The sequence below is a fragment of the Simplicispira sp. genome, assembly GCF_028687295.1.
Taxonomy (GTDB): Bacteria; Pseudomonadota; Gammaproteobacteria; order Burkholderiales; family Burkholderiaceae_C; genus Simplicispira; species Simplicispira metamorpha.
The window spans coordinates 1-20,182 of record NZ_JAQUAL010000019.1; the positions used below are offsets into that span (position 1 = coordinate 1).

Annotated in this window: 17 protein-coding genes; 7 read left to right on the forward strand and 10 right to left on the reverse strand. The window is 60.9% G+C overall.

Translation table 11 applies throughout. From position 1 onward, the window contains the following. Positions 1–65 precede the first annotated feature (65 nt). On the reverse strand, positions 66–494 hold the full coding sequence (gene tnpA / locus PHX69_RS03945) for an IS200/IS605 family transposase (protein WP_288042454.1): 429 nt from the start codon (positions 492–494) through the stop codon (positions 66–68). A gap of 44 nt (positions 495–538) precedes the next feature. Between tnpA and PHX69_RS03950 the strand changes: the two genes are divergently transcribed. Further along, positions 539–1,609, forward strand: coding sequence for an RNA-guided endonuclease InsQ/TnpB family protein (locus tag PHX69_RS03950; protein ID WP_288042455.1), 1,071 nt, complete (start codon positions 539–541; stop codon positions 1,607–1,609). 13 nt (positions 1,610–1,622) lie between these two features. Here the strand turns inward: PHX69_RS03950 and PHX69_RS03955 are convergent, their stop codons facing one another. Then, on the reverse strand, positions 1,623–2,873 hold the full coding sequence (locus PHX69_RS03955; protein WP_288042456.1) for a glycosyltransferase family 4 protein: 1,251 nt from the start codon (positions 2,871–2,873) through the stop codon (positions 1,623–1,625). Between the two features lie 66 nt (positions 2,874–2,939). On the opposite strand from PHX69_RS03955, the gene PHX69_RS03960 reads away from it, so the two are divergent. Beyond that, positions 2,940–3,227: a type II toxin-antitoxin system HigB family toxin gene (locus PHX69_RS03960; RefSeq protein ID WP_288042457.1), complete on the forward strand. Its 288-nt coding sequence runs from the start codon at positions 2,940–2,942 to the stop codon at positions 3,225–3,227. Beyond that, on the forward strand, positions 3,224–3,637 hold the full coding sequence (locus PHX69_RS03965) for a helix-turn-helix domain-containing protein (protein ID WP_288042458.1): 414 nt from the start codon (positions 3,224–3,226) through the stop codon (positions 3,635–3,637). The genes PHX69_RS03960 and PHX69_RS03965 overlap by 4 nt, the downstream gene beginning before the upstream one ends. 109 nt (positions 3,638–3,746) lie before the next feature. Here PHX69_RS03965 and PHX69_RS03970 read toward each other — a convergent pair whose 3' ends face one another. The 5 genes from PHX69_RS03970 to PHX69_RS03990 all read right to left on the reverse strand — a co-directional run bounded on the left by PHX69_RS03970 (position 3,747) and on the right by PHX69_RS03990 (position 11,847). Then, entirely contained in the window at positions 3,747–3,980 is a 234-nt protein-coding gene (locus PHX69_RS03970) for a DUF2442 domain-containing protein (protein WP_288042459.1), read from the reverse strand. Positions 3,981–3,996: 16 nt separating this feature from the next. Then, positions 3,997–4,233, reverse strand: a complete 237-nt coding sequence (locus tag PHX69_RS03975) for a DUF4160 domain-containing protein (RefSeq protein WP_288042461.1) — start codon at positions 4,231–4,233, stop codon at positions 3,997–3,999. A gap of 229 nt (positions 4,234–4,462) precedes the next feature. Further along, a complete protein-coding gene (locus PHX69_RS03980) occupies positions 4,463–5,497 on the reverse strand; it encodes an alpha/beta fold hydrolase (RefSeq protein ID WP_288042462.1) in 1,035 nt (344 codons plus the stop codon). Beyond that, on the reverse strand, positions 5,494–6,591 hold the full coding sequence (locus PHX69_RS03985; protein WP_288042464.1) for a GNAT family N-acetyltransferase: 1,098 nt from the start codon (positions 6,589–6,591) through the stop codon (positions 5,494–5,496). The genes PHX69_RS03980 and PHX69_RS03985 overlap by 4 nt, the downstream gene beginning before the upstream one ends. A gap of 366 nt (positions 6,592–6,957) precedes the next feature. Further along, positions 6,958–11,847 (reverse strand): cadherin-like domain-containing protein, encoded by a 4,890-nt coding sequence (locus tag PHX69_RS03990; protein ID WP_288042466.1) that lies wholly within the window; start codon positions 11,845–11,847, stop codon positions 6,958–6,960. 282 nt (positions 11,848–12,129) lie between these two features. On the opposite strand from PHX69_RS03990, the gene PHX69_RS03995 reads away from it, so the two are divergent. From PHX69_RS03995 to PHX69_RS04010, 4 genes are read left to right on the forward strand one after another with little or no spacing between them, the layout of a single operon-like run. Then, a complete protein-coding gene (locus tag PHX69_RS03995) occupies positions 12,130–12,777 on the forward strand; it encodes a DUF4214 domain-containing protein (protein WP_288042467.1) in 648 nt (215 codons plus the stop codon). Then, entirely contained in the window at positions 12,774–15,284 is a 2,511-nt protein-coding gene (locus PHX69_RS04000; protein ID WP_288042468.1) for a glycosyltransferase family 4 protein, read from the forward strand. The genes PHX69_RS03995 and PHX69_RS04000 overlap by 4 nt, the downstream gene beginning before the upstream one ends. Positions 15,285–15,303: 19 nt before the next feature. Next, the gene (locus tag PHX69_RS04005) at positions 15,304–15,849 is read left to right on the forward strand and encodes a YdcF family protein (protein ID WP_288042483.1); all 546 of its coding nucleotides are present in this window, start codon (positions 15,304–15,306) and stop codon (positions 15,847–15,849) included. Beyond that, on the forward strand, positions 15,846–16,925 hold the full coding sequence (locus PHX69_RS04010; protein ID WP_288042469.1) for an acyltransferase family protein: 1,080 nt from the start codon (positions 15,846–15,848) through the stop codon (positions 16,923–16,925). Before PHX69_RS04005 ends, PHX69_RS04010 begins: the two co-directional genes overlap by 4 nt. 34 nt (positions 16,926–16,959) lie before the next feature. Here the strand turns inward: PHX69_RS04010 and PHX69_RS04015 are convergent, their stop codons facing one another. The 3 genes from PHX69_RS04015 to gmd are packed head-to-tail and all read right to left on the reverse strand — an operon-like array spanning position 16,960 to position 20,122. After that, on the reverse strand, positions 16,960–18,132 hold the full coding sequence (locus PHX69_RS04015) for a glycosyltransferase family 4 protein (RefSeq protein ID WP_288042470.1): 1,173 nt from the start codon (positions 18,130–18,132) through the stop codon (positions 16,960–16,962). Then, positions 18,129–19,082, reverse strand: coding sequence for an NAD-dependent epimerase/dehydratase family protein (locus PHX69_RS04020; protein ID WP_288042471.1), 954 nt, complete (start codon positions 19,080–19,082; stop codon positions 18,129–18,131). The genes PHX69_RS04015 and PHX69_RS04020 overlap by 4 nt, the downstream gene beginning before the upstream one ends. Before the next feature lie 2 nt (positions 19,083–19,084). Next, positions 19,085–20,122 (reverse strand): GDP-mannose 4,6-dehydratase, encoded by a 1,038-nt coding sequence (gene gmd / locus PHX69_RS04025; protein ID WP_288042472.1) that lies wholly within the window; start codon positions 20,120–20,122, stop codon positions 19,085–19,087. Positions 20,123–20,182 lie beyond the last annotated feature (60 nt).

Consider the following 20,182-nt stretch of genomic DNA (forward strand, 5'->3'; position numbering starts at 1 on the left):
TCACCCATGGCGCGGGAAGCCTCGGGGTTTAGCCCGGGGTTGAGAGCGCGGACGCCGCAGGCGTCCTAATGGGGTGTTTGTTGTTCCTCGATGTACTGCCGAAGAATGTCAATTGGAGCGCCGCCGCAACTGGAGGCAAAGTAGGAAGGCGACCAAAGAACACCCCGGCGTTTGAGCCATGGATGAAAGTCGCCAAACTGCTTGCGCAGCATCCGTGCCGACACGCCCTTGAGCGAAGCGACAAGATTCGACAGCGCCACCTTGGGCGGATAGTTGATCAGCAGATGCACATGGTCATGCTCGCCGTTGAACTCCACCAGCTTGGCATCAAAATCCTCGCACACGTTTGCCAGGATCAATTGCATGGCCTCCAGGTGCTCTTTTTTGAACACGTTGCGCCGATACTTGGTTACGAACACCAAATGCACATGAAGGACAAATACGCAGTGTCGTCCGTGGCGCAGATCGCTGTCTAACTTGCGTGGACGGGCCATAGTTTCTCTTGCATTAGTTTCATAGACCAATGATAATCCATGCCATGGATTGCACAAAAACCCTGCGCCTGCGCATCAAAGACAAGCACGCCAAAGTGCTTGCCGCGATGGCGCGTGAGGTCAACCAGGTCTGGAATTTCTGCAACGAGACCAGCCACCGCGCCATTCGGGAACGGCACCAGTGGCTCTCGGGCTACGATTTGCAAAAGCTGACCAACGGCTTCAGCAAATGCGAGGGCATACACATCGGCTCGCCCACCGTGCAGCAGGTGTGCGAGGACTACGCCAAGGCGCGCAAGCAATTCAAAAAAGCCAAACTGCGCTGGCGTGTGAGCAACCCGCAATCGAGCAAATACAGCCTGGGCTGGATTCCGTTCAAGACGCGGGCCTTGCAATACAAGGCAGGGCAAATCGCCTTTGCCGGTCAGAAATTCAACCTCTGGGACAGCTACGGTCTGGCCGACTACGAATTGCGCGCGGGCAGCTTCAGCCAGGACGCACGCGGGCGCTGGTACTTGAATGTGGTGGTCAAGGTGCAGCCAAAGGCCACGGCGGGTACGGCCAGCGTCGGCATTGACCTGGGCCTGAAAGAAGCGGCAGTCGCCTCCACGGGCGAACGCATCGAGGGGCGCTTTTATCGCAAGCTTGAATGCCAGTTGGGTATCGCCCAGCGGGCGAAGAAGAAACAACGCGCCCGCGCCATCCACACAAAAATTGCCAACCAACGCAAGGACATGCTGCACAAGTTCAGCACAGCCCTGGTGCAGAACAACGCTGCCATCTTCGTGGGCGACGTGGCAAGTAGCCAGCTGGTCAAAACCAAAATGGCAAAAAGCACGCTGGATGCGGGCTGGTCAACGCTGAAGACGATGTTGGAATACAAGAGCCAGCAGGCCGGTATCGTCTTTGAGGTAGTGAACGAGAGCTACACCACCCAGACTTGTTCGTGCTGCGGGGGCATTCCCGCCAGCAGTCCGAAAGGTAGAGCAGGTTTGCGAATAAGAGAGTGGACTTGCAGCGATTGCGGAGCGGTACACGAGCGCGATGTGAATGCAGCACGGAACATTCTCGCGGCGGGACATCGCCGTCTTGCAGAAGGAATCCCCGTCCTTTAGGGCGGGGAGGATGTCAAGACACGGCAGCCAGTTGCTGCACCCACTCCAACTGCTTGGGCAGGCACACGGTCTGGAGGTCGTAGTTGGCCTGGGCAAACGCCCGCGCGTTCTGGCCCAGCCGCTGCCTTGCCGCCGGGTCATTGAGCAGTGTGCAGATTTCGTTCGTCAGGCCCGCCACGTCAAAGAAGTTCACCAGCCGCCCGGTATCGTCGTGCCGTATGGCTTCGTGCAGCGGCTGGGTGTCGCTGGCCACGATGGCGCAGCCAGCGCTCATGGCTTCGAGAAGGCTCCACGAAAGCACAAACGGGTAGGTCAGGTACACATGCACCATGCTCAGTTGCAACAGTGGGATGAAGTGCTGGTAGGCAATGTTGCCCAAGAAGTGCACCCTCTGCCAATCCGCATCGCTGATCTGCGGGCGTACTTCAGCCGCAAAAATGTCTTTCCACTTCTGGCCGCCGTGCTCTTCCAGCGTGGGCCGGGCGCCGTAGCTCACATCGTCACCACCGACGATGAGCACCCGGGCGTGGGGGCGGCGCTTCAGAATTTCGGGCAGCGCCCGCATGAAGATGTGGTAGCCCCGGTAGGGCTCTAGGTTGCGGTTGACGAAGGTGATGACCTCGTCATGGCGGGTGAGCGCCAGGCTGCCGCTGAGCGTGAGGCTGACACCAGGGTTGGGCGCCACGGCTGCCGTGTCGATACCATCGTGCACCACGGTGATCTGGCGGCGAAAAGGCTCAGGAAAGGTGCTGGCCTGCCAGTGGGTGGGGCTGATGCCCGCGTCGGCCACGCCAAAGTGCAGCAGGTTGTTGGTGTTTTTCAGGTGCAGGCGACAGGCGTCGCCCGCATCCTTGGCCGGAAATTCCGGATCAAAACCCACGTCGGCCCCGTGCGGGTGGTAGAAAAACTCGCAGTAGATGCCCAGCCTGGCCTGGGGCCAGACCTCTTTGAGAAACAGGCTCTCGCCCCAGCCGGGGTGGGCAACGATGGCGTCGGGCACAAAACCCTGCGCCTTGAGCTGCAAGGCAGCGCGAAAGCAGGCCTCGCCCCGAATGGTCTTGGTTTCAAAGTCGCTCACCCACGGGTGGATGTTGGGCGTGGAGCCACGGTGGACGCCATAGGGCACGAGCTGGACACCCTGCCACTGGCTGGTTTGCACCTTTTGCATGGTCATGGCCACTACGGTGTGGCCCTGGCGCACCAAGGCCGGGGCCAGGTGCTTGAACTGGCCAGGAAAGTTTTGGTGGATAAAAAGAATTTTCATAGATGGCTTGGCCCCAGCACTGCTGCGCCCACTCTTTATATCTCAATATGAGATAAAATGCCCGCTATGAAAATCATCAGCAACAGTGCCCTGCGGGCCTTCGCTGCCGATCATCCTCAAGCCGAAGTCCCTTTACAGGGATGGCGACGGGTGATTGAAAAGAACAGGTTTGCGAATTGGGCAGAACTCAAAGCAACCTTCAATGCGGTAGACAAAGTCGGTGAATTGGTGGTGTTCGATATCGGTGGAAACAAGTACCGCCTGATCGCTTACGCCCGGTTCGAGAAACAGATCGTCTACATCAAAGCTGTGCTCAACCACCGGGATTACGACAAAGGAGCCTGGAAATCATGAACGCCCCTATCAACGTGAAGCATCTGCTCCCGGTCTGGGAAGCATTTCGTGCGGCCACTGATATCGCCCCGATCCGGGATGAAGCGCACTACTCACGAATGACTGAGATACTTGAGGCATTGCTTGACGAAACCCAAGGCGACGAAAACCATCCAGCCATGGGACTGGTTGATATCGTGGGCGACCTGATCGAGGATTATGAAGCTGAGCATCACGTACTGCCCGAGGTCACGGGGGTGCAAGCGCTCAAGTTTCTGATGGAACAGCACGGCCTCAAGCAAGGCGACCTTTCTGAGATTGGTAGCCAGGGAGTGGTTTCAGAAATCCTGACCGGCAAGCGCGAACTCAATATTCGCCAAGTGCGCGCACTCAGTGAGCGGTTTGGGGTATCTGCTGCGACCTTTGTGTAAAGGTACACGGCCCCAGAGAAATGGCCAGCTTGCCAACAGCAACATTTCGACAGAGAGGTGTCCACTTAAACCAACCAGCCTCCTCTAAACCCGGGGCGGTTCAGGCGGGTCATGACCGCAAGCCCGCCTGAGGCGCACGGGCGCCGCGCAGTAGCCCTTCGGTACTCAAATCTTCGTCAATATCAGGCCAATGGATGCCGTAGCCGCCACCGGCCAGCTCCCAATGGCTGCGTTGCTGGGGCGTGGCATTGGCCAAACGGGGGTACCAAGCCAGCGGCACGGCAATCGTGCGCCCGTCCATCAAATCGACCACCAAGCGCGCATCGTCCAAGACGACGTTCATTGCGCGCACGTCCGTTTCAGGTGCCAAAGAATGCATTCCATGCCTCCTTCAAAGAAGATTGGTGACTTTTCACCATCCGTTGAATTTTGCCTAAATCTTGGGCAGAAAAGCCCATGCTGCGCGCGACAGTCGCGTCATGCAACCACACTTTGGCGGTGGCTACATCCTTGTCAATATGCACATGGGGCGGTTCGTTTGGCTCGTGGCTATAGAAATAGAACCGAAATCCATCCACTCTCAAAATTGTCGGCATATGTCTCAAATTATTTGACCAGCGAGATCAGGGATGAGCGGGGGCTGGTCATGAGGGCTGAGTGTAGGCAGTGCTATGGATTTGGCAACTAAAGTGGGTGTCCTTTATATCTCTCCTTTTTTGATAGCTGCTTGCGCCCGTCCCGTAAGGGCTGGAGGCCGATTTGGCATTTAATTGGAATCTGACCCCGATTTTACGCGTGACAGTCGCCGGACAGCCTCCCCGTGCTTCAGGCCGGGATGGTGTCAACAGATACGGGCGCCAGAAACGCCGCAAGATGCGCTTTCCAGGTATCGAGCTGGTAATAGGTGAGGTGCCCGCAGGATTGCTCGTCCTGCGCAATCAGTACAGAGCGGGCACGCGGTATCTGCGCGACAGCTGCTTCAAACACGTCCAGGTCAGGCCGGCAGATTTCATCGCCCTCGAAGTTGATGGCCAGCATCTGGGCCGTCATTTGTTGCAAGTGGGCCGACGGGTCGTAGTCGAGCGTGGACTCGATGACGTAGAGCAAATCGTTGGCGTCATGCTGCGCGACGGTGCGCACGAGCTGCTCGTAGTATTTATCCGCTGCCGCCTGGTTGGGGGCCAAGTTTTGCAGGTGCTGCACGCCGTGTGCCATCAACAACAGCAAGGGCGCGGTGTAGCGGTAAGCGCTGGGCGGTGTGTCGTAGTGGCCATGGGCCCAGGCGGGGTCGTTGCGTATGGCCTCGATGATCATCCGCCGCACCATCCAGTTGCGCCCGCCCAGGGGCAGCGGATAGGCGCCAATGGGCACGATGCGTTGCGCGGCATCGGGGTAGCGATGCGCCCACTCCCACGCCAGCATCGCCCCCAGGGATGTGCCCATCAGCAGGTGCAGAGCTCGAATCTTCAGGCCCTGTGTCACCAGCAGATGCAGCGCATTGACCATGTCCCGGCAACGGTAGCGGGGAAAGCTTGTCCGCAAACCATCGCTGGGTTTGCTCGATTCGCCGTGGCCGATCAAGTCTGGAACGACGATGAAAAAACGCTCGACATCGAGCGGCTGGCCTGGCCCGAACAGCCCGCCGCCCAACAGGCCAGAGAGCCAGTGCAGGCGGTTGCCCGTGGACGAATGCAGCAAAAGAACGGCATTGCACAGGTGTCCTGCGGCATCGTACTGAGGGGTGCCCAGGGTCGAATAGTGCAGGCGCAGCTCGGAGATAACTTGGCCCGACGCAAAGGCGAAGTTCTGGATATTGCACACGCCATCTGCTCGCACCAAAGAGGCCGTAGCGCCACTCATTGCACACCACCCAACGAGTTCAACCCGCTCAGCGTCAATTGGTCTTCCAGCGCGGCCCGGGCGCTGGGGTTGAAGAAGACGATGGCGGCCTTGAGTTCGCCCACCGACGGGCCCCAGTCGCGTTTATAGGGCGCGCTGCCAGCGCCGAAGCAGAAAATGCCACCCTCGGCAAAGGTCTGCTCAACCAGCTTGGCCAAGATGATTTTGGATGGGGAATAGCTGACGAACTTCGGGTCGTAGTCGATCAGATACAGCGAGCGCCGCTGCTTGTGCACGAAGCTCAGCACGGCGGCCACGACTTCCCCGTCCAGGCGCAGGGTGGACAGCTGGGCCAGGCCGCTGGTCGAGAGTGTCTCGCCCAGTTGAGGCAGGTAGGCCGACCACTGTGGTAAATGCCGGCAGGCGTGCTTGTCGCCAAACTTCTGCAGGTTCTGCTGGCACAGGGTTGCTATCAATGGGCGCAGGTTGGCGCCAGGCTCGCTGAGCGTGAAGCGCAGTTCGCCCTGCCGCCCCAGTTTCCGCGCTTTGTAGGCGGCATCCTTGAAACTCTTGATGGAGCAGCTCTGCCGGTACGCGGCCAGATCCCGGCCCCGAGTCTCGATCTCATGCAGGTTGCCCGCAAAGCGCAGGGTCTTCAGTACCTCGGTGCGGCCCAGGTCTTCGAGCAGTGTGAGGTAGAGCGGCGAGGCCTGGTGCAGCGGCCAGAAGATTGCCACATCGATATGGAGCTGCTGTTGCAGCACCGTATTGAGCAGCACCTGCAGCACATCCCGGCGCACGGCGCTGTCGACGGGAAACTCGATATAGGGCAGATAGCCCACCCCGAGCGGCTGGCAAGTGCGAAAGATCTGGCCGTTGTGGGCAATCTGGAAGACCTGCAGCGCAAACACCGCCAGCAGTGCGCCGCTGTCCTGGTCGCGAATCGCCACTACCTGCCAGTTGGCCGGGCGGTGGAGGTTCAGGTAGGTCCAGGTGGTGTCCCAGGTGGCGAAGAAGTCGGTGTTCTCCGGGATGCGGGCAGACAGCGCCTGCCAGTCGGCGCGCAGCGCTTGGAGCGCCGGGAAGTCGGTGATGGGTTCGGGGGTCAAGTTCATCGAGCGTGTTCTGGCCAAGGGCTACCCACCCTTTTTACCTGCAAAGTGGGTGTCCCATGATTCCTCAAAATCAACGTGGGTTGTTTTTGAATGCGGGCTGGAGCTTGCTTTTGATTTGATAGCTTGTAGCGCCCGCTGCTCAAGGGCTGGAGGCTGATTTGGCTTGAAATTTATAGGCACCAATTAACGTGGGTGTCCTTTATATTGGTAGTCGAGGTTGTCGATTTTGAGAGTGGGCATGGCGGATGGATTGGGAATGCCTGGAGTTCAGACGTTAAAAAACCCCACTGCCTTGTGAGCAGTGGGGTTTCAATGGCTTTCACCTCAAGCACCTACCCGGGGGCGGGTGCTTTTCTCCAGGGGAGATTAGATGAACAGCAGGGTGCCTTGATTGTCTGCATTGAAAGACGATGCCGACAAATCTACCAAGCCAGTCAACTTCACGATGATGTCGTTATTGTTGTCAAAAGCAGCATTGCCGTTCACGTCTTGGACGATGAAGGTATTGCCACCATACTGGAACCAAGAGATACCGTTCGAGATAGCGGTACCAGTGTCACCTTGGTCAGCAACCTTGGCGGCTTCCGTCACGTAGTTGTCGAATGTGGCTTCGCCAATCAGAGACACCTTGGAGCTGACGAAGTTGGCAGTCGTGCCAGTAGCGAACTTGATCACTTCACCCTTGGTGAAATCAGTGATCGTCACTGCAGAACCAGCGCTGGCAGCCTTAAAGAGGCTGACGTCGAAGGTATCAACGCCGTCACCACCTGTCAGTGTCACAGCGCTGGCTGCAACACCAACCACCTTCAGCGTGTCCTTACCAGCACCGCCCAACAGCACATCGTTAGCACCTTGCGCTGTCAATGTGTCGTCAGCAGCGCCACCCTTCACAGTGGTCGCAGCGGTGTCGCCAGCCACAGTGGTCACAGTCAGCTTGCCAGTTGCAGTGCTACCGTCAATCAGCGTCACTTCCTTGGAGTCCGTCGTCAGCGTCACGGTCAAGTTACCAGCACCGGTCAGGTTGATGGTCTTGGCTGCATCCACGTTCAGTTCCAACGCATTGGTCGACACCTTTTGTGTCACAACGCTGGTGGTGGCGTTCACCGAAGTAGTGGTATCAGCATCCTTGGCTTCAACATTGATGGTCTCAACCTTGCTGGCCTTGAACTTGCCCAAGTCAGCTGCGGTCGAATTGGCCACCACATTGACAACGTCAGCAGTGCCAGTTGCATCCTTGAGCTTGACTTCCACTTCGCCAGCGGCCTTCAACTCCACCGTAGCGTTAGCCAGCATCTTGTCCAAAGTCAAGACGTTAGCCACATCTGCAGTACCAGGAGTCGTTGCAGTAATTGCACCAGCACCAGTCAGCGTACTGCCTGTGCCAGTCACTGCAGTAGTGACAGTGCCTGTAATTGCAGCAACAGAGGTTTGTGCAGTCAGCGTAACAGCAGTGTTTGTAGTCTTGTTGATGTTGTATACAACACCACCAATAGTGACGGTAGCGGGCACCAGTGTCAGATCACCAGCAGTCGTAGCGGCAGCGGGATTAGTAGCAACAGTCACACCACCAATAGTCAAGGCACCGCCGCTTGCGCCCAGCACCAAAGTGCTCAGGTCAAGGGTGTAAACAGCCTTGGTACCTGCCGTAATCCCACCATTCGAGATGACATAGTTAATGTCATTCAGGTTGTCCAGATTCACGGTTTGAGCAGCGGTAGCGGCCGCCAATTCCAGCTTCTGGAAACCACTGATGCGAGTTTCGAAAACAGTACCACCAGTAACGGTTGCAGCATCAGCAGCAGCCAGCACCAGGGTATTGGTACCTGCACCGCCTTGCAGCACATTGGTTGAAGCAATGGCGTTCAGGTTGGTAGCGTTGATCGCTTTCAGATCCAGCACGTCATCGCCAGCGCCCAAGTTGATGGACTTGGTAATAACTGCATTGTCGGTCACGGTCACCTTGTCCACACCAGCGCCACCAGCGTAAGAAGCTTGTGCGCCCTTGATGGAAACGGTCACGGCGCCGGTTGTGCCAGTGGTGTCCACGCTGGTGATGGACGAATCACCGCCAGACAAAGTCAGGCCAGCAGTTTCGGTAACCTTCACGGCCTTCAGTGTGGGAGTGCCCAACAAATCAGCCTTCAGCACACCATTGCCGCTGACATTCAGCGTTTCAGTAGCGTTGGCTGTCAAATCCACAAAGTTGTTGCCTGTGGACTTCACGTTCAGCGTCTTTGCAGCGGCAGTCAGAGTCACGGCTGCATCAACAGTTGTTGGCACAGGGCTAACTTCATTGTCGTAGTACTTGGAGAAACCGACTTTTTCCAGATTCAGCGCCAACGTGTCTGCAGACTTGTCCACTGTGAAACCTGCAACAGCGCTCACCTTACCAAATGCGAAGTCCAAACCGCTGTTGGTCAGATTCAGCGTTTCCAGCTTAGTGCCATTGGTTACGTTAGAAGCTCCAGTAGCATCAGCGTAACCGTCGACGGAGATAGTCTTTACCACATCCTTGGCATCAACAGTGACCTTGCCGTTGATAACGCCCAGCACGCCAGCCTTAGCAGGTGTTGCAGCTGCAGCAGTACCAACTTTGGCAACTGTCGTCACGCCTGTGCCGCCTACGGTCAGCGTAGCGCCAGCGGCATTAGAAGTGGTGAATGTCACCTTAGCAGCTGTTGGGCTGACAGTAGTGACCGCACCAGAGGTCCAGCCATCGACCGAGCCTGCACCGACGTTGGAGTAAACGCCCAAAGAAGCAGCAGCAGCGCCTTGCTTGGCACTAGCTGCCAAGTTAGCAAAAGCAGAAGCGACTTCAGCGGCAGTCAGAGCCTTGTTAGCAGTGAACGTCAGCGAGTTGCCTGTGCTGAACGTAACTTGTGCAGTTTGACCTTTGGTCAACGCAGAGAAAGTGACATCCTGCGTTGCAGTCGTAGCAGCTTTAGCCGCTGCACCAGCTACTTCAAGAACAGAAGCGTCTTGCTTGACAGTCACAGTGGTGGTATCAGCATTGCCGATCACGTTTACAGCGCCTTGTGTCACGGCGAAGCCAGTGGTGCTGGTTGCCACAGCGGCGGCATCGCCAACGGCCTTTTGCGTCACGGAGATGGTCTTGCCACCAGTGACATTGACTGCGCCCTGAGCAGTTACAGCGGCCGTAGCAGCCTTACCGGTCATTTCGACCACGACGTCGCCCTTGGCGGCACCAGCAGTGCCCGCACCAATGGTGACTGCGTCGCCGACAACAGCCACATCGGCGAGCTTGACGGTAACGTTCTTACCACCGTCAACCTTCACAGTGCCAGCAGATGCCTTAACTGCAACTTCCACATCAGTAGTTGCCGAAGCCACAGCATCAACCACAGTGGTGCCATCCTTAACAGCACCGGTGACCTTCAGGTTAGTTACGCCAGAAGTAGTGGAAGTGTCGATGTTGACGTTCTTGGCACCTTGAACTTCGATGATTTCGACGTTGCTGACATTGCCCAGCTTGATAGCAGTAGTACCACCATCAGCATCAGCGATCTTCAGTGTATCGACACCAGCACCGCCGTTGATGATGTCCAGAGCGCTCAGCGTGTTCAATTCGGCATTACCGCCAGTAGCAGCGTTGATCGAACCAATGATGGTGTCGTTGCCAGCGGTGCCAGGAACGTTGTCCAGACCCTTAGTGAGCATGTAAGTCTTGCCAGCGCCCGTGGAACCGTCCAGCAGCGTTGCCGTTGCGGTCAGGGTTTGGCCACCCACCACGGCTTGCACCGAGAAGGACTCGGCCAATTCGGTGATGTCGTCGTTCGGTGGGGTGATGGTGAAGGTGGCCTTCGTGCCGTTGGCAGGAATCGTCACGGTCACTGGGTTGAACGCGCCTTGGCCAAAGTCGTTCAGGTTGGTGGTGGCTGTGCCTTGGTCCACTGCCGTGCTGTTGCCCGGCACCAGGGTGAAGACGACGTCGGTGGCTGCTGCAACGGCTTCGTTGGCGGTCACGGTGAAGGTGATGGAGCCATCTTCGTTCACGGTGGTTGCGCCGGCTTCGAGCTTGAAGCTCAGCGGTGCGGGCGCGGCGGTGATGGTCAGGGTGCCGGTGTCGGTGGCGCCCAGAGCATCGGTCACGGTGTAGGTAGCCACCAGATCTGTGGAGCCGCCTGCAGTGGTCAACGCCTTGACGATGTCGTTCTGGGTCGGGTCGAAGCTGTAGCTGCCGTCGGCGTTCAGCGTCAGGCCTTGCAAAGGTGCGTCGAGCGTGAAGGTCAGCGCATCGTCGTCGGCATCGGTGGCTTCCAGCTGGCCAGTGACCACGGCGCCTTCTTCGATGGCGTTGGCGGTGGCATCCACGGCCACGGGGGCGATGTTGTCCAGGCTGGTGTCGTTGACCGTCACGCTGGCCGACAGGCCGGTGTTGGGCAGGGTGGCCGTCAGGGTGTCGGCGCCGTCGGTGGCGCGGTCAGCGGCCAGGGTCACTTCGAAAGTGCCGTTGCCGTCGGCGTCGGTGGTGACGGAGCCGGTCAGCACACCGCCTTTGACGTCAGTAGCGTCCACGCCGGTCAGTTCGTAGTTGTAGGTGAAGTTGGCTTTGCCGCCTTCCACAGTGAAGGTGACGGTGTCGCCTTCGTCAACGCTGTCTGCGTCGGCAGTCAGGCTGAAGGTGGGGGGGGGTTCCACGGGGATGATGGCATCGCCTTCATCGGCAATGGTGTCCACGATGGCGGTGGTGACGTCTTCAGGGCTCAGGATGGTGTCTGGGTCGTCGGTCACGCCAGCCAGCAGGTCGCGGGCGGCTGCAACGTCGTCGTAGCCGTCGTAGGTGGCGGCGAAGGGTTCAGTGCCAAAGGCGGGGTCGGTTGGGTCGCGGCCATCGGTCAGGCTGGTGAACAGGTTGGCCACTTCCAGCTTGTTGTTGACAGAGGCTGCATCGGTGCCTTGCGCGCCCAGCAGCACGGCCAGCACGATGTTGCTGGGGGTGGTGTTGCCGGCGATGAAATCTGGCACCCAGTAGTCGAGTTCCTCTTGCTCGGCGTAGCGGCCAAAGGCAGCGAAGTAGATTTGATCGATCACGTCGCCGATAGTGTCTTCATTGATTTCGCCGTACAGCTCCAAGGCTTCTTCTTGGGTGCTGAAGGCTTGGATGGCGGCCTCAATGTTGCCGTTGGCAGCATCAATTTGCTCTGCCCAGTACGTCAGGCCTGCAGAGTCGGCGGGGCGCTGGTAAAACGCGATGTAGAGTTTTTGAACGGTGTCAAAGTAAGCTGATGCTGCCATGGATTTTCTCCGGTAAAAATAGGGTCTGCCCCCCACAGATTGAGGAGTGCGGCAGCAAAGATACCATAAACGGCCTGCCTGACGCCCCGCACGCTGGCTCCATTGTTGGGTGTTTGCCACGGTTTTACCGTTGGCTACCAGTTCATGCGGCAGCGGGGTGCCTTGGGTACACTGGCGGCCCGCGTTTTTCAGCCAAAACGGCGCCCAGCCCGCAGTGGGCCAGCATGGGCTGCTATCAAAAGAGGGCGGGCGGGGTTTTCACACTTTTTTCTTTTTCTTTCCATGCAAGAACACACCCTGGATTTGGACGGGCTGTTGGCGCGCCTGCGCACTGCGGCGACCAACCACACCGATGCGGCGCTGGCTACGCCGGTGCGTGCCCGCCCCTGGGCTGTGCCCGGCGCGCCGGGTGCGGCCGCACCCGTGCTGCCCTGGGGGGTGGTGGCGCGCGCCGGTGGCTTGGCGCCGTATTGGCTGGTGGATGATGGCGCTTTTGCCATCCTGGCCTACCAGCGCCTGCTGGGGCGTGCGCCCGACGATGGCGGCGCCGCGCACTTTGCCCAGCGCCTGGGCCAGCATGTGCCGCGCACCGAGTTGCTGGCTGGGTTGGCCCTGTCGCCCGAGGCGCGGCAGCAATACCCGCAGGGTCAGGTGCTGGTGCGGCTGCTGGCGCTGTTGTTGCTGGGAGGGTTGCGTGCGGCGCGCGGCCTGCGTGCCGATTGGCTGGCGCGCGGTGTATTGCGTCGCACCGAGCGCTGGCTGGCGCGGCGTGCCCAGCGCAGTCCGCTGGGTCTGGCCTGGTACTTGGCCACGCGCCACGATGCGGCGGTGTATGTGCTGCAAGGCCAGCTGGCGGTGTTGCAGGCACAGTTGGATATTTCAGACCAAATTGGCATCCAGCCCTTGCCGTACAAGCGCGAGCAGCTATGAAAATTGCACTGATTGCACCCAGCGGAGTGCCCTTTGTGGTGGGTGGTGCTGAAAAACTGTGGTGGGGCTTGAGTGGCTACGTCAACCGCCACACCGGACACGCCATGGAGCTGATCAAGCTGCCATCGCCCGAGCACGATTTTTGGTCGATTGCCGCCAGCTATGAGCGCTGGAGCCTGCTCGATTTGAGCCACTTTGACGCCGTCATCTCCACCAAGTACCCGGCCTGGATGGTGCAGCACCCCAACCATGTGGTGTATTTGCAGCACACGCTGCGCGGTTTGTACGACACCTATCCCCAAAGTTTGCCCGACAAGCCGCAGCGTTTGCCGGGGGCAGCGCTGGCGCTGTGGCGGCTGCTGGAGGCGCCCGGTGGTGAGCGCGCGCTTCTGCCTGAAATTTTTGCCCGTGTGCGGGCCTTGCAGCAAGACGCCAGCATCGACCCCGAGGCGTTGCGTGCGCTCACGGCACTGCCCGGCCCGCTGCTGCGGGCGCTGGTACACAAGCTCGATGCGATTGGTTTGGCGCCGGGGGCTGTTCAGCGTTATTTCGCTATTTCAGGGGTGGTGGCGCGGCGCAAGGATTATTTTCCGGCGGGGGCGGCGGTGCAGGTGCTGCCGCATCCTTCCAATTTGGAGGGCTTGCATCCGGGGCCTGCGGAGTTTGTTTTTACGGCCAGCAGGCTGGATCGGCCCAAGCGTATTGATTTGCTGGTGCGGGCCTATCGGCGCAGCCGCGCCACGGTGCCGTTGTGCATTGCGGGCGATGGGCCACACGCCGCTGAGCTGCGTGCGCTGGCCGAAGGCGATGCGCGCATCCGCTTTGTCGGGCGCCTGAGTGACGATGAGCTGGTAGAGCACTACAGCCGCGCTGCGCTGGTGCCGTTTGTGCCGTTGGATGAGGATATGGGGCTGATCACCCTGGAGGCCATGGCAGCAGGCAAGCCAGTGTTGACGGTGGCTGATGCGGGCGGTGTGACGGAGTTTGTGCAGGACGGTGTAAATGGTCGCATCGTGCCACCGCAAGAGGCGGCGCTGGCCGATGCGCTGGATGCCCTGCTGGCCGACCCGGCGCGCTTGCGGGTTATGGGCGAAGCGGCCCAGCGAACTGCCGCCAGCGTCACCTGGGAGCGCACCGCCAGTGGTTTGCTGGCCGCTGCTGAACAGGGGCTGGTGCGCGCCCGCCCTGCCAGCGCCGCAGTGCCGGGCCAGCCGGGTGCTGCGGTGCGCAGCCCCGGCGCCAGGCCTCGTCTGTTGGTGGTCAATACCTTTGGCGTGTACCCGCCCGACAATGGTGGCAAGAAGCGTTTGTTTTATTTGTACCGGGGGGTGGCGCAGTGGGCTGATGTGACGTTGCTGAACTTGGGTGCGCCGGGCAGTAGCGCACAAGAGTACCCGTTTGGGCCGCACTACCGCCAGGTGTGCGTGCCGCCTTCGCGCCGCTTCGAGCAGCGTGAGTCGCAATTGACGCAGGCTTTGCAGTGCCCGGTCACTGACATTGCCGCACTGCTTTACCACCACGAGCTGACCGAGTACCGCGAGGCGTTTGTGGCGCTGGCGGCACAGGCCGATGTGGTGGTGTCCGCGCACATGTACCTGGCGCCTATGGTGCTGGCGCACTGGCAGGGGCCGGTGTGGTACGACGCCTTTAACGTCGAGGCCGACATGAAGGCCATGGTGCTGGGCACGCCCTTGCCCACGCCGCAAGACACCGATACGCCCATGGCGCCCCTTGATTTGCGCATGCCAGGTGCAGCGCAGCGTGCCGTGCAACAGGTGGCCGCCGCCGAGGGACAACTGGTGCGGCGCGCGGCGCGCGTGTGGGCGGTGAGTGAACCTGATCGCGCGCGCATGGCGCAGCTGTATGGCCGTGCCACAGACCAGATTGAAATGGCCCCCAACGGCACGCAATTGCCCGCCGATGCCTGGCTGGAGAGCACACGCCGCGCGGCGCTGAAAGCCCAACTGGGCTTGGGCACACGGCCGCTGGCGGTGTTTGTGGCCAGCCTGCACGGCCCCAACCTGCCTGCCGCCGATGCCGTTGCGGCCTTGGCACAGGCGTGTCCGCAGTGGACGTTTGCGCTGGTGGGCAGCGTCTGCCGCCACCTGGACGGACAGCGCCTGCCCGCCAATCTGCTGAGCCTGGGCGTGGTGCCCGAGGGCGCTTTGACAGCCTTGCTGCGCGCTGCCGACGTGGGCCTGAACCCGATGGAGAGTGGTTCAGGCACCAATCTCAAGATGCTCGATTACGCGGGCCACGGGCTGTTGATTGTGAGTACGCCTGTGGGCGCTCGTGGCCTGGCTTTTGTGGCGGATACGCATTACATCGAGGTGCCGTTGCCCGGCTTTGCCACGGCGTTACAGGCGCTGGAGCCGCAAGTGCCCGCGCCGCACCCTGTGCTGCGCACGGCAGCCCGCAGCTTGGCCGAGCAGGTGTACGGCTGGGAGTCCATTGCGCGGGGACTGGCGCCTGGCTTGCCACCGGAGTGCGCTGTTGCCAGCCACTGAGACTGCGCAGGCATTGTTGGTGTTGGGCGGAGAAAACCCGTTGCACCGGCCACGCAGCCGTACCGCCTTGCACTATTACCTGGCCTGTAGCGCACGCGGGCAGGTGCCCCCGTGCATTGTGCTCAGCGGCGCGGGCGGTTCTGGCACAGGGGTGCGCACTGGCACCATCGCCCCAACGGAGGCTGCTGCCATGGCAGATTACTTGGTGGCACGCGGGGTAGCGCCAGCGCATGTGCTGCAAGAGCCGCTGGCGCGTAGCACGCTGGCCAATGTGGTGCTGGGTGGGGCGTTGGCTGCACGCCACGGGCTGCGGCACGTGTGGCTGGTGTCAGACGATTTTCATTTGTGGCGCGCGCTGCGCCTGTACGAGCGGGTGTGGGGGTGTGCGCCTGCGGCCTGGCTGGACAGTGGCGAGCGCGGCAGCGTGTATCTGCGCCTGCGCGAAAAGGTCGTGTATGCGCTGCAAACCGGTGCCTTGCAGCTGGCCGGTGTGGCGCCGGGCGATTGGCGAGCGCACCTCGATTTTGTTCGTGCTGCGGCACAAGTTACCCAGACCACCCCATGAAAAGCCCCAATCTGGCCCATATCCCTGCCCTGGATCATTTGCGCCTGCTGGCGGCGCTGCTGGTACTGGTGTTCCATACCTTTCATCTGTATTTTGGTCAATGGCAGCCGGCGCCATATGCGGCAGCGTTGGGGTTGGTGACGGAGGGGCACACGGGGGTGTCGCTGTTTTTTGTGCTGTCGGGCTTTTTGTTCATGACCATTGCTCTGCAGGCCGAGCACATCGCCTATGGGGCGTTCATGCGCAATCGGTTTTTGCGGATTTTTCCGCTGTTTTTGTTCTTCTTTTTTGTTGCCATTTCGCTACAGCGCGATGTGTTCAAGCCGACAGATGTGCTGTATTTGTTTTTCTCCAACCTGGGGATCGCACCTACGTCGGGGCATTTTGTGACTGGCGCGGCCTGGACGATTTCGGTGGAGTTCACGTTTTACCTGGTGTTTCCGTTTCTGGCGCGCTTTGTGCGCTCTGAGGGGGCGGTGTATTTGCTGCGCCTGCTTGCGCTGATGGCGCTGGTCAAGCTGGCGGCCTGGGGAGTGTCGGGGACGAAGCACATGTTTTATTCGACGCTGATCGGACGCTTTGACCAGTTTTTGTGGGGCATGTTGGCGGCGCTGCTGTGGCAGCAGCACGCAGGCTTGCTGCGGCGCCATGGGCGCTGGCTGTTGGTGGCGGCGCTGGCGGCGCTGTGGCTGGCCACCACGGTGCAGGCACGCTTTGCCAGCTCCTTCTTGCCTGAGCCGCGCCAGTTGTTTTGGGTGTTTTGGGGCACTGCCGAGGCGCTGCTGTGGTCTGGCGTGATCTTGACCTATCTGGGCGCGGGCATAGGCTGGCCGCAGTGGCTGGCGCGCTGGATGGAGCGCGGTGGCGCTTGGAGCTATTCGCTGTATTTATGGCATGGGATGGTGCTGTTCGTGCTGCACAGCGTGGTAGGCGGCTGGATGCCTTTTGGCAGCGTGGCGGCCAATGCGCTGCTGCATTTTGCGTTGGCGCTGCCACTGTGTCTGGTGGTGGCGTGGCTGTCGTTTGTCACCATCGAGCAGCCGTTTTTGCGGCTGCGCGGGCGGTATGTGGGGTAGGTGTGGTCGCCTTTGAGGCGGGTGAGCCTGTGGCTTAACCTGTGCCCAGTTGCTGGTACACGGCCACGGTGCGTTGCACACATTGCTGCCAGCTGAAGGTGGCAGCGCGCGCCAGCCCGGCAGCACGGGCTTGCTGGCGCCAAGGCTCGTCTTGCAATGCGCGCTCCAGGGTGGCGCGCAGGGCATCCACGTCTTCAGGGTGGATGAGCAGGGCGGCGCTGCCCGCCACTTCGGGCAGCGATGACACGTTGGCCGTCACTACAGGCACGCCGCTGGCCATGGCCTCTAACACGGGCAGGCCAAAGCCTTCATACAGCGAGGGGTAGGCAAAGCTGCGGGCACCGGCGTACAGCGCGGGCAGGTCGGCCTGGGGCACGTAGCGCAAATAGTGCAACCAGCCTGCGGCAGCGGCGCGCGCCATATGGGCGTGGGTGTGTTCAGAGTGCCAGCCGGTGCCACCCGCGAGCACCAGCGGGTAGCGCTGGCGCAGGGCGGGGGGCAGACCCTCGTAGGCGCTCAGCAGGCGGTCAATGTTTTTGCGCGGCTCTATGGTGCCCACGAACAGGGTATAGCCGCCTGCCACCAGGGGGTAGCGTGCCAGCACGGACGCCAGCTCTAAAGCGCTGTGCGGTCTGAAGGCGGAGTCTGCACCCAAGGGGATGGCAGTGATCTGCTCTGCCGGATGGCCAAAGTGCGTGATCAGGTCTTGCCGGGCGGATTCAGATACGGTAATGACATGGCTGGCACGGCGCAGGCTGCCGGGCAGCATGCGCTGCATGTAGTCCACCCGCGTGGCGGGGTGAAACTGTGGGTAAACGTGGTGCGAGAGGTCGTGCACCGTGGTGACGGTGCGGCCCGCAAAGGGGGGCAAAAAAAAGTTGGGCGAGTGGTAGATGGCGCTGCCCTGGTTGCGCAAGCGCAGGCGTTGCAGCGGCGGCATCAGCAGCCTGAAGGCTTGCACGGCAGCGCGGTTGCCTGCCAGCACGCTGCGCAGGGTGGGTGCCTGGGCTTGCTCGGACGTGACGGTATCGGCCTGCAAAAGCTGCGGCAGGTCGACCCAGCGCCCGAGCGAGAAGTAGCGCACGCGCGCCATCGCTGGGTGCTCGGGCAGGCCGCGCGCCAGCTCCAAGGCGTAGCGGCCTATGCCGGTGAGCGGGGCGCTGATGCTGTCAGCGCCCAGGATGATGTCCAGGCCCGGTGCGGTCACGGTGCTTCCAGCATCCAGCGCAGGGTGTCTGGCAGTGGCGGGTTGGCCCAGTCGGCGCCAATCAGGCTGTGCAGGCGCGCCGGGTTGCCCAGCAGGGTTTTGACTTCATTGGTGCGCACAAAGGCGGGGTTGACCTGCACTTGCAGTGTGTGCCCGGTGATGTGCTCGGCCATGGCGATGACTTCTCGCAGGCTGTGGCTGTGGCCGGAGCACACGTTCACGGTGGCGTCCACGGCGGCGGGCACATCCAGCAGGCGGCTGTAGGCATCGGCCACGGCGCGCACGTCAGAGAAGTCGCGCCACACGTCCAGGTTGCCCAGTTCGATGCGGTCGGCGCGGCGCCGGAAGTGCGCCACGATCTTGGGCAGTAAAAAGTCAGCCGATTGGCCCACTCCGGTGTAGTTGAAGGGGCGCACGATGGTGATGGGCAGGCGATGGGCCCACAGGCGTGCCATGTGCTCCATGGCCAGTTTGCTGACAGCGTAGTCGTTGGCGGGCTGGGGGGCAGTGGCCTCATCCAGCATGCCTTCGGTCTGGTTGCCGTAGACGTTGGCGCTGCTGGCCAGCAGTACGCGCGCCGGGGGATGGGGCAGGGCGGCCAGCGCGGCCAGCAGGTGGCGCGTACCCAGCAGGTTGACCCGGTAGAAGGCGTCGGCATCGCCATGGCCGACAAAGGCGATGGCTGCCAGGTGGATGACAGCCTGAGGGCTGGACTGGGCTACGGCATGCGCCAGCGCGGCGCTGTCCATCAGGTCGGCTTGCAGGTAGTGCTGCGGCGCAATGCCCAGATCGGCAGGGGCGGGCTGCGCACCCAGGCCCCACACCTCCCAGCCGCGCTGCTCCAGCGCGGTTTGCACGTAGCGCCCGGTAAAGCCGCCCAGCCCGGTGACGAGAACGCGCTGGGGTGCTTGGTCGGCGGCGCTGGCGCTGTGGGTGTGCTCTGCGGCCATGGTCAGAACGAGAAGCCTGCCTGGTTGCGGCGCAGGTCGGCCTCCACCATCATCTGGCACAGCTGCTCCAGCGTGGTAGTGGGCTGCCAGCCCAGTTGGGCGCGTGCTTTGGCGGGGTCGCCAATGAGCAGCTCGACTTCCGCAGGGCGGTAAAACTTGGGGTTCACGCGTACGCGCACGGTGCCCGTGGCCACGTCGGTAGCAATTTCTGCATCGCCCTGGCCGCTGAAGGCCAGCTCTACGCCCACGGCCTTGAAAGCCATGCGGACAAAGTCGCGCACGGTTTCTGTGCGGTTGGTGGCCAGCACGTAGGTGTCGGGCGTATCGACTTGCAGCATGCGCCACATGCCTTCCACGTACTCTTTGGCGTAACCCCAGTCGCGTTTGGCATCCAGGTTGCCCAGCTCCAGCACGTCGAGTTGGCCAAGGTGGATTTTGGCGACGCTGTCAGTGATTTTGCGGGTGACAAATTCGCGCCCCCGCAGTGGGCTCTCGTGGTTGAACAAGATGCCGCTGGTGCCAAAGATGCCGTAGCTTTCGCGGTAGTTGATGGTCATCCAGTGCGCGTACAGCTTGGCCACACCGTAGGGGCTGCGCGGGTAGAAGGGCGTGTCTTCGGTTTGCGGGATGGTTTGCACCTTGCCAAACATCTCGGAGGTGCTGGCCTGGTAGTAGCGGATTGTGGGGTTGACCAGCCGCACGGCTTCAAGCAGGTGCAGCGCGCCGATGCCGGTGATTTGCGCGGTGGTGCTGGGCTGCTCAAAGCTCACGCCCACAAAACTTTGCGCGGCCAGGTTATAGATCTCGTCGGGTTGCACCTTTTGCACCAAGGCGATGCTGGTGCCCAGGTCGGTGAGGTCGTATTCGACCAAATGCAGGTTTGGGTGCTGCTGGATGCCCAGCTCATCCATGCGCCAAAAGTTGACCGAGCTGGTGCGGCGGTAAGCGCCATAGACGGTGTAACCCTTGTCGAGCAGCAGCTGCGCCAGATAGGCGCCGTCTTGGCCGGTGATGCCGGTAATCAGGGCGGTTTTGTGCATGAGGGGCCTTTCGAATAGCCGGGAATATGGGTTGGAATTTATCAAAAATAATAGCTGCTT

Coding starts and splice junctions, on each gene's coding strand:
- tnpA (WP_288042454.1), bottom strand. CDS start 494: ATGGCCCGTCCACGCAAGTTAGACAGCGATCTGCGCCACGGACGACAC.
- PHX69_RS03950 (WP_288042455.1), top strand. CDS start 539: ATGGATTGCACAAAAACCCTGCGCCTGCGCATCAAAGACAAGCACGCC.
- PHX69_RS03955 (WP_288042456.1), bottom strand. CDS start 2,873: ATGAAAATTCTTTTTATCCACCAAAACTTTCCTGGCCAGTTCAAGCAC.
- PHX69_RS03960 (WP_288042457.1), top strand. CDS start 2,940: ATGAAAATCATCAGCAACAGTGCCCTGCGGGCCTTCGCTGCCGATCAT.
- PHX69_RS03965 (WP_288042458.1), top strand. CDS start 3,224: ATGAACGCCCCTATCAACGTGAAGCATCTGCTCCCGGTCTGGGAAGCA.
- PHX69_RS03970 (WP_288042459.1), bottom strand. CDS start 3,980: ATGAACGTCGTCTTGGACGATGCGCGCTTGGTGGTCGATTTGATGGAC.
- PHX69_RS03975 (WP_288042461.1), bottom strand. CDS start 4,233: ATGCCGACAATTTTGAGAGTGGATGGATTTCGGTTCTATTTCTATAGC.
- PHX69_RS03980 (WP_288042462.1), bottom strand. CDS start 5,497: ATGAGTGGCGCTACGGCCTCTTTGGTGCGAGCAGATGGCGTGTGCAAT.
- PHX69_RS03985 (WP_288042464.1), bottom strand. CDS start 6,591: ATGAACTTGACCCCCGAACCCATCACCGACTTCCCGGCGCTCCAAGCG.
- PHX69_RS03990 (WP_288042466.1), bottom strand. CDS start 11,847: ATGGCAGCATCAGCTTACTTTGACACCGTTCAAAAACTCTACATCGCG.
- PHX69_RS03995 (WP_288042467.1), top strand. CDS start 12,130: ATGCAAGAACACACCCTGGATTTGGACGGGCTGTTGGCGCGCCTGCGC.
- PHX69_RS04000 (WP_288042468.1), top strand. CDS start 12,774: ATGAAAATTGCACTGATTGCACCCAGCGGAGTGCCCTTTGTGGTGGGT.
- PHX69_RS04010 (WP_288042469.1), top strand. CDS start 15,846: ATGAAAAGCCCCAATCTGGCCCATATCCCTGCCCTGGATCATTTGCGC.
- PHX69_RS04020 (WP_288042471.1), bottom strand. CDS start 19,082: ATGGCCGCAGAGCACACCCACAGCGCCAGCGCCGCCGACCAAGCACCC.
- gmd (WP_288042472.1), bottom strand. CDS start 20,122: ATGCACAAAACCGCCCTGATTACCGGCATCACCGGCCAAGACGGCGCC.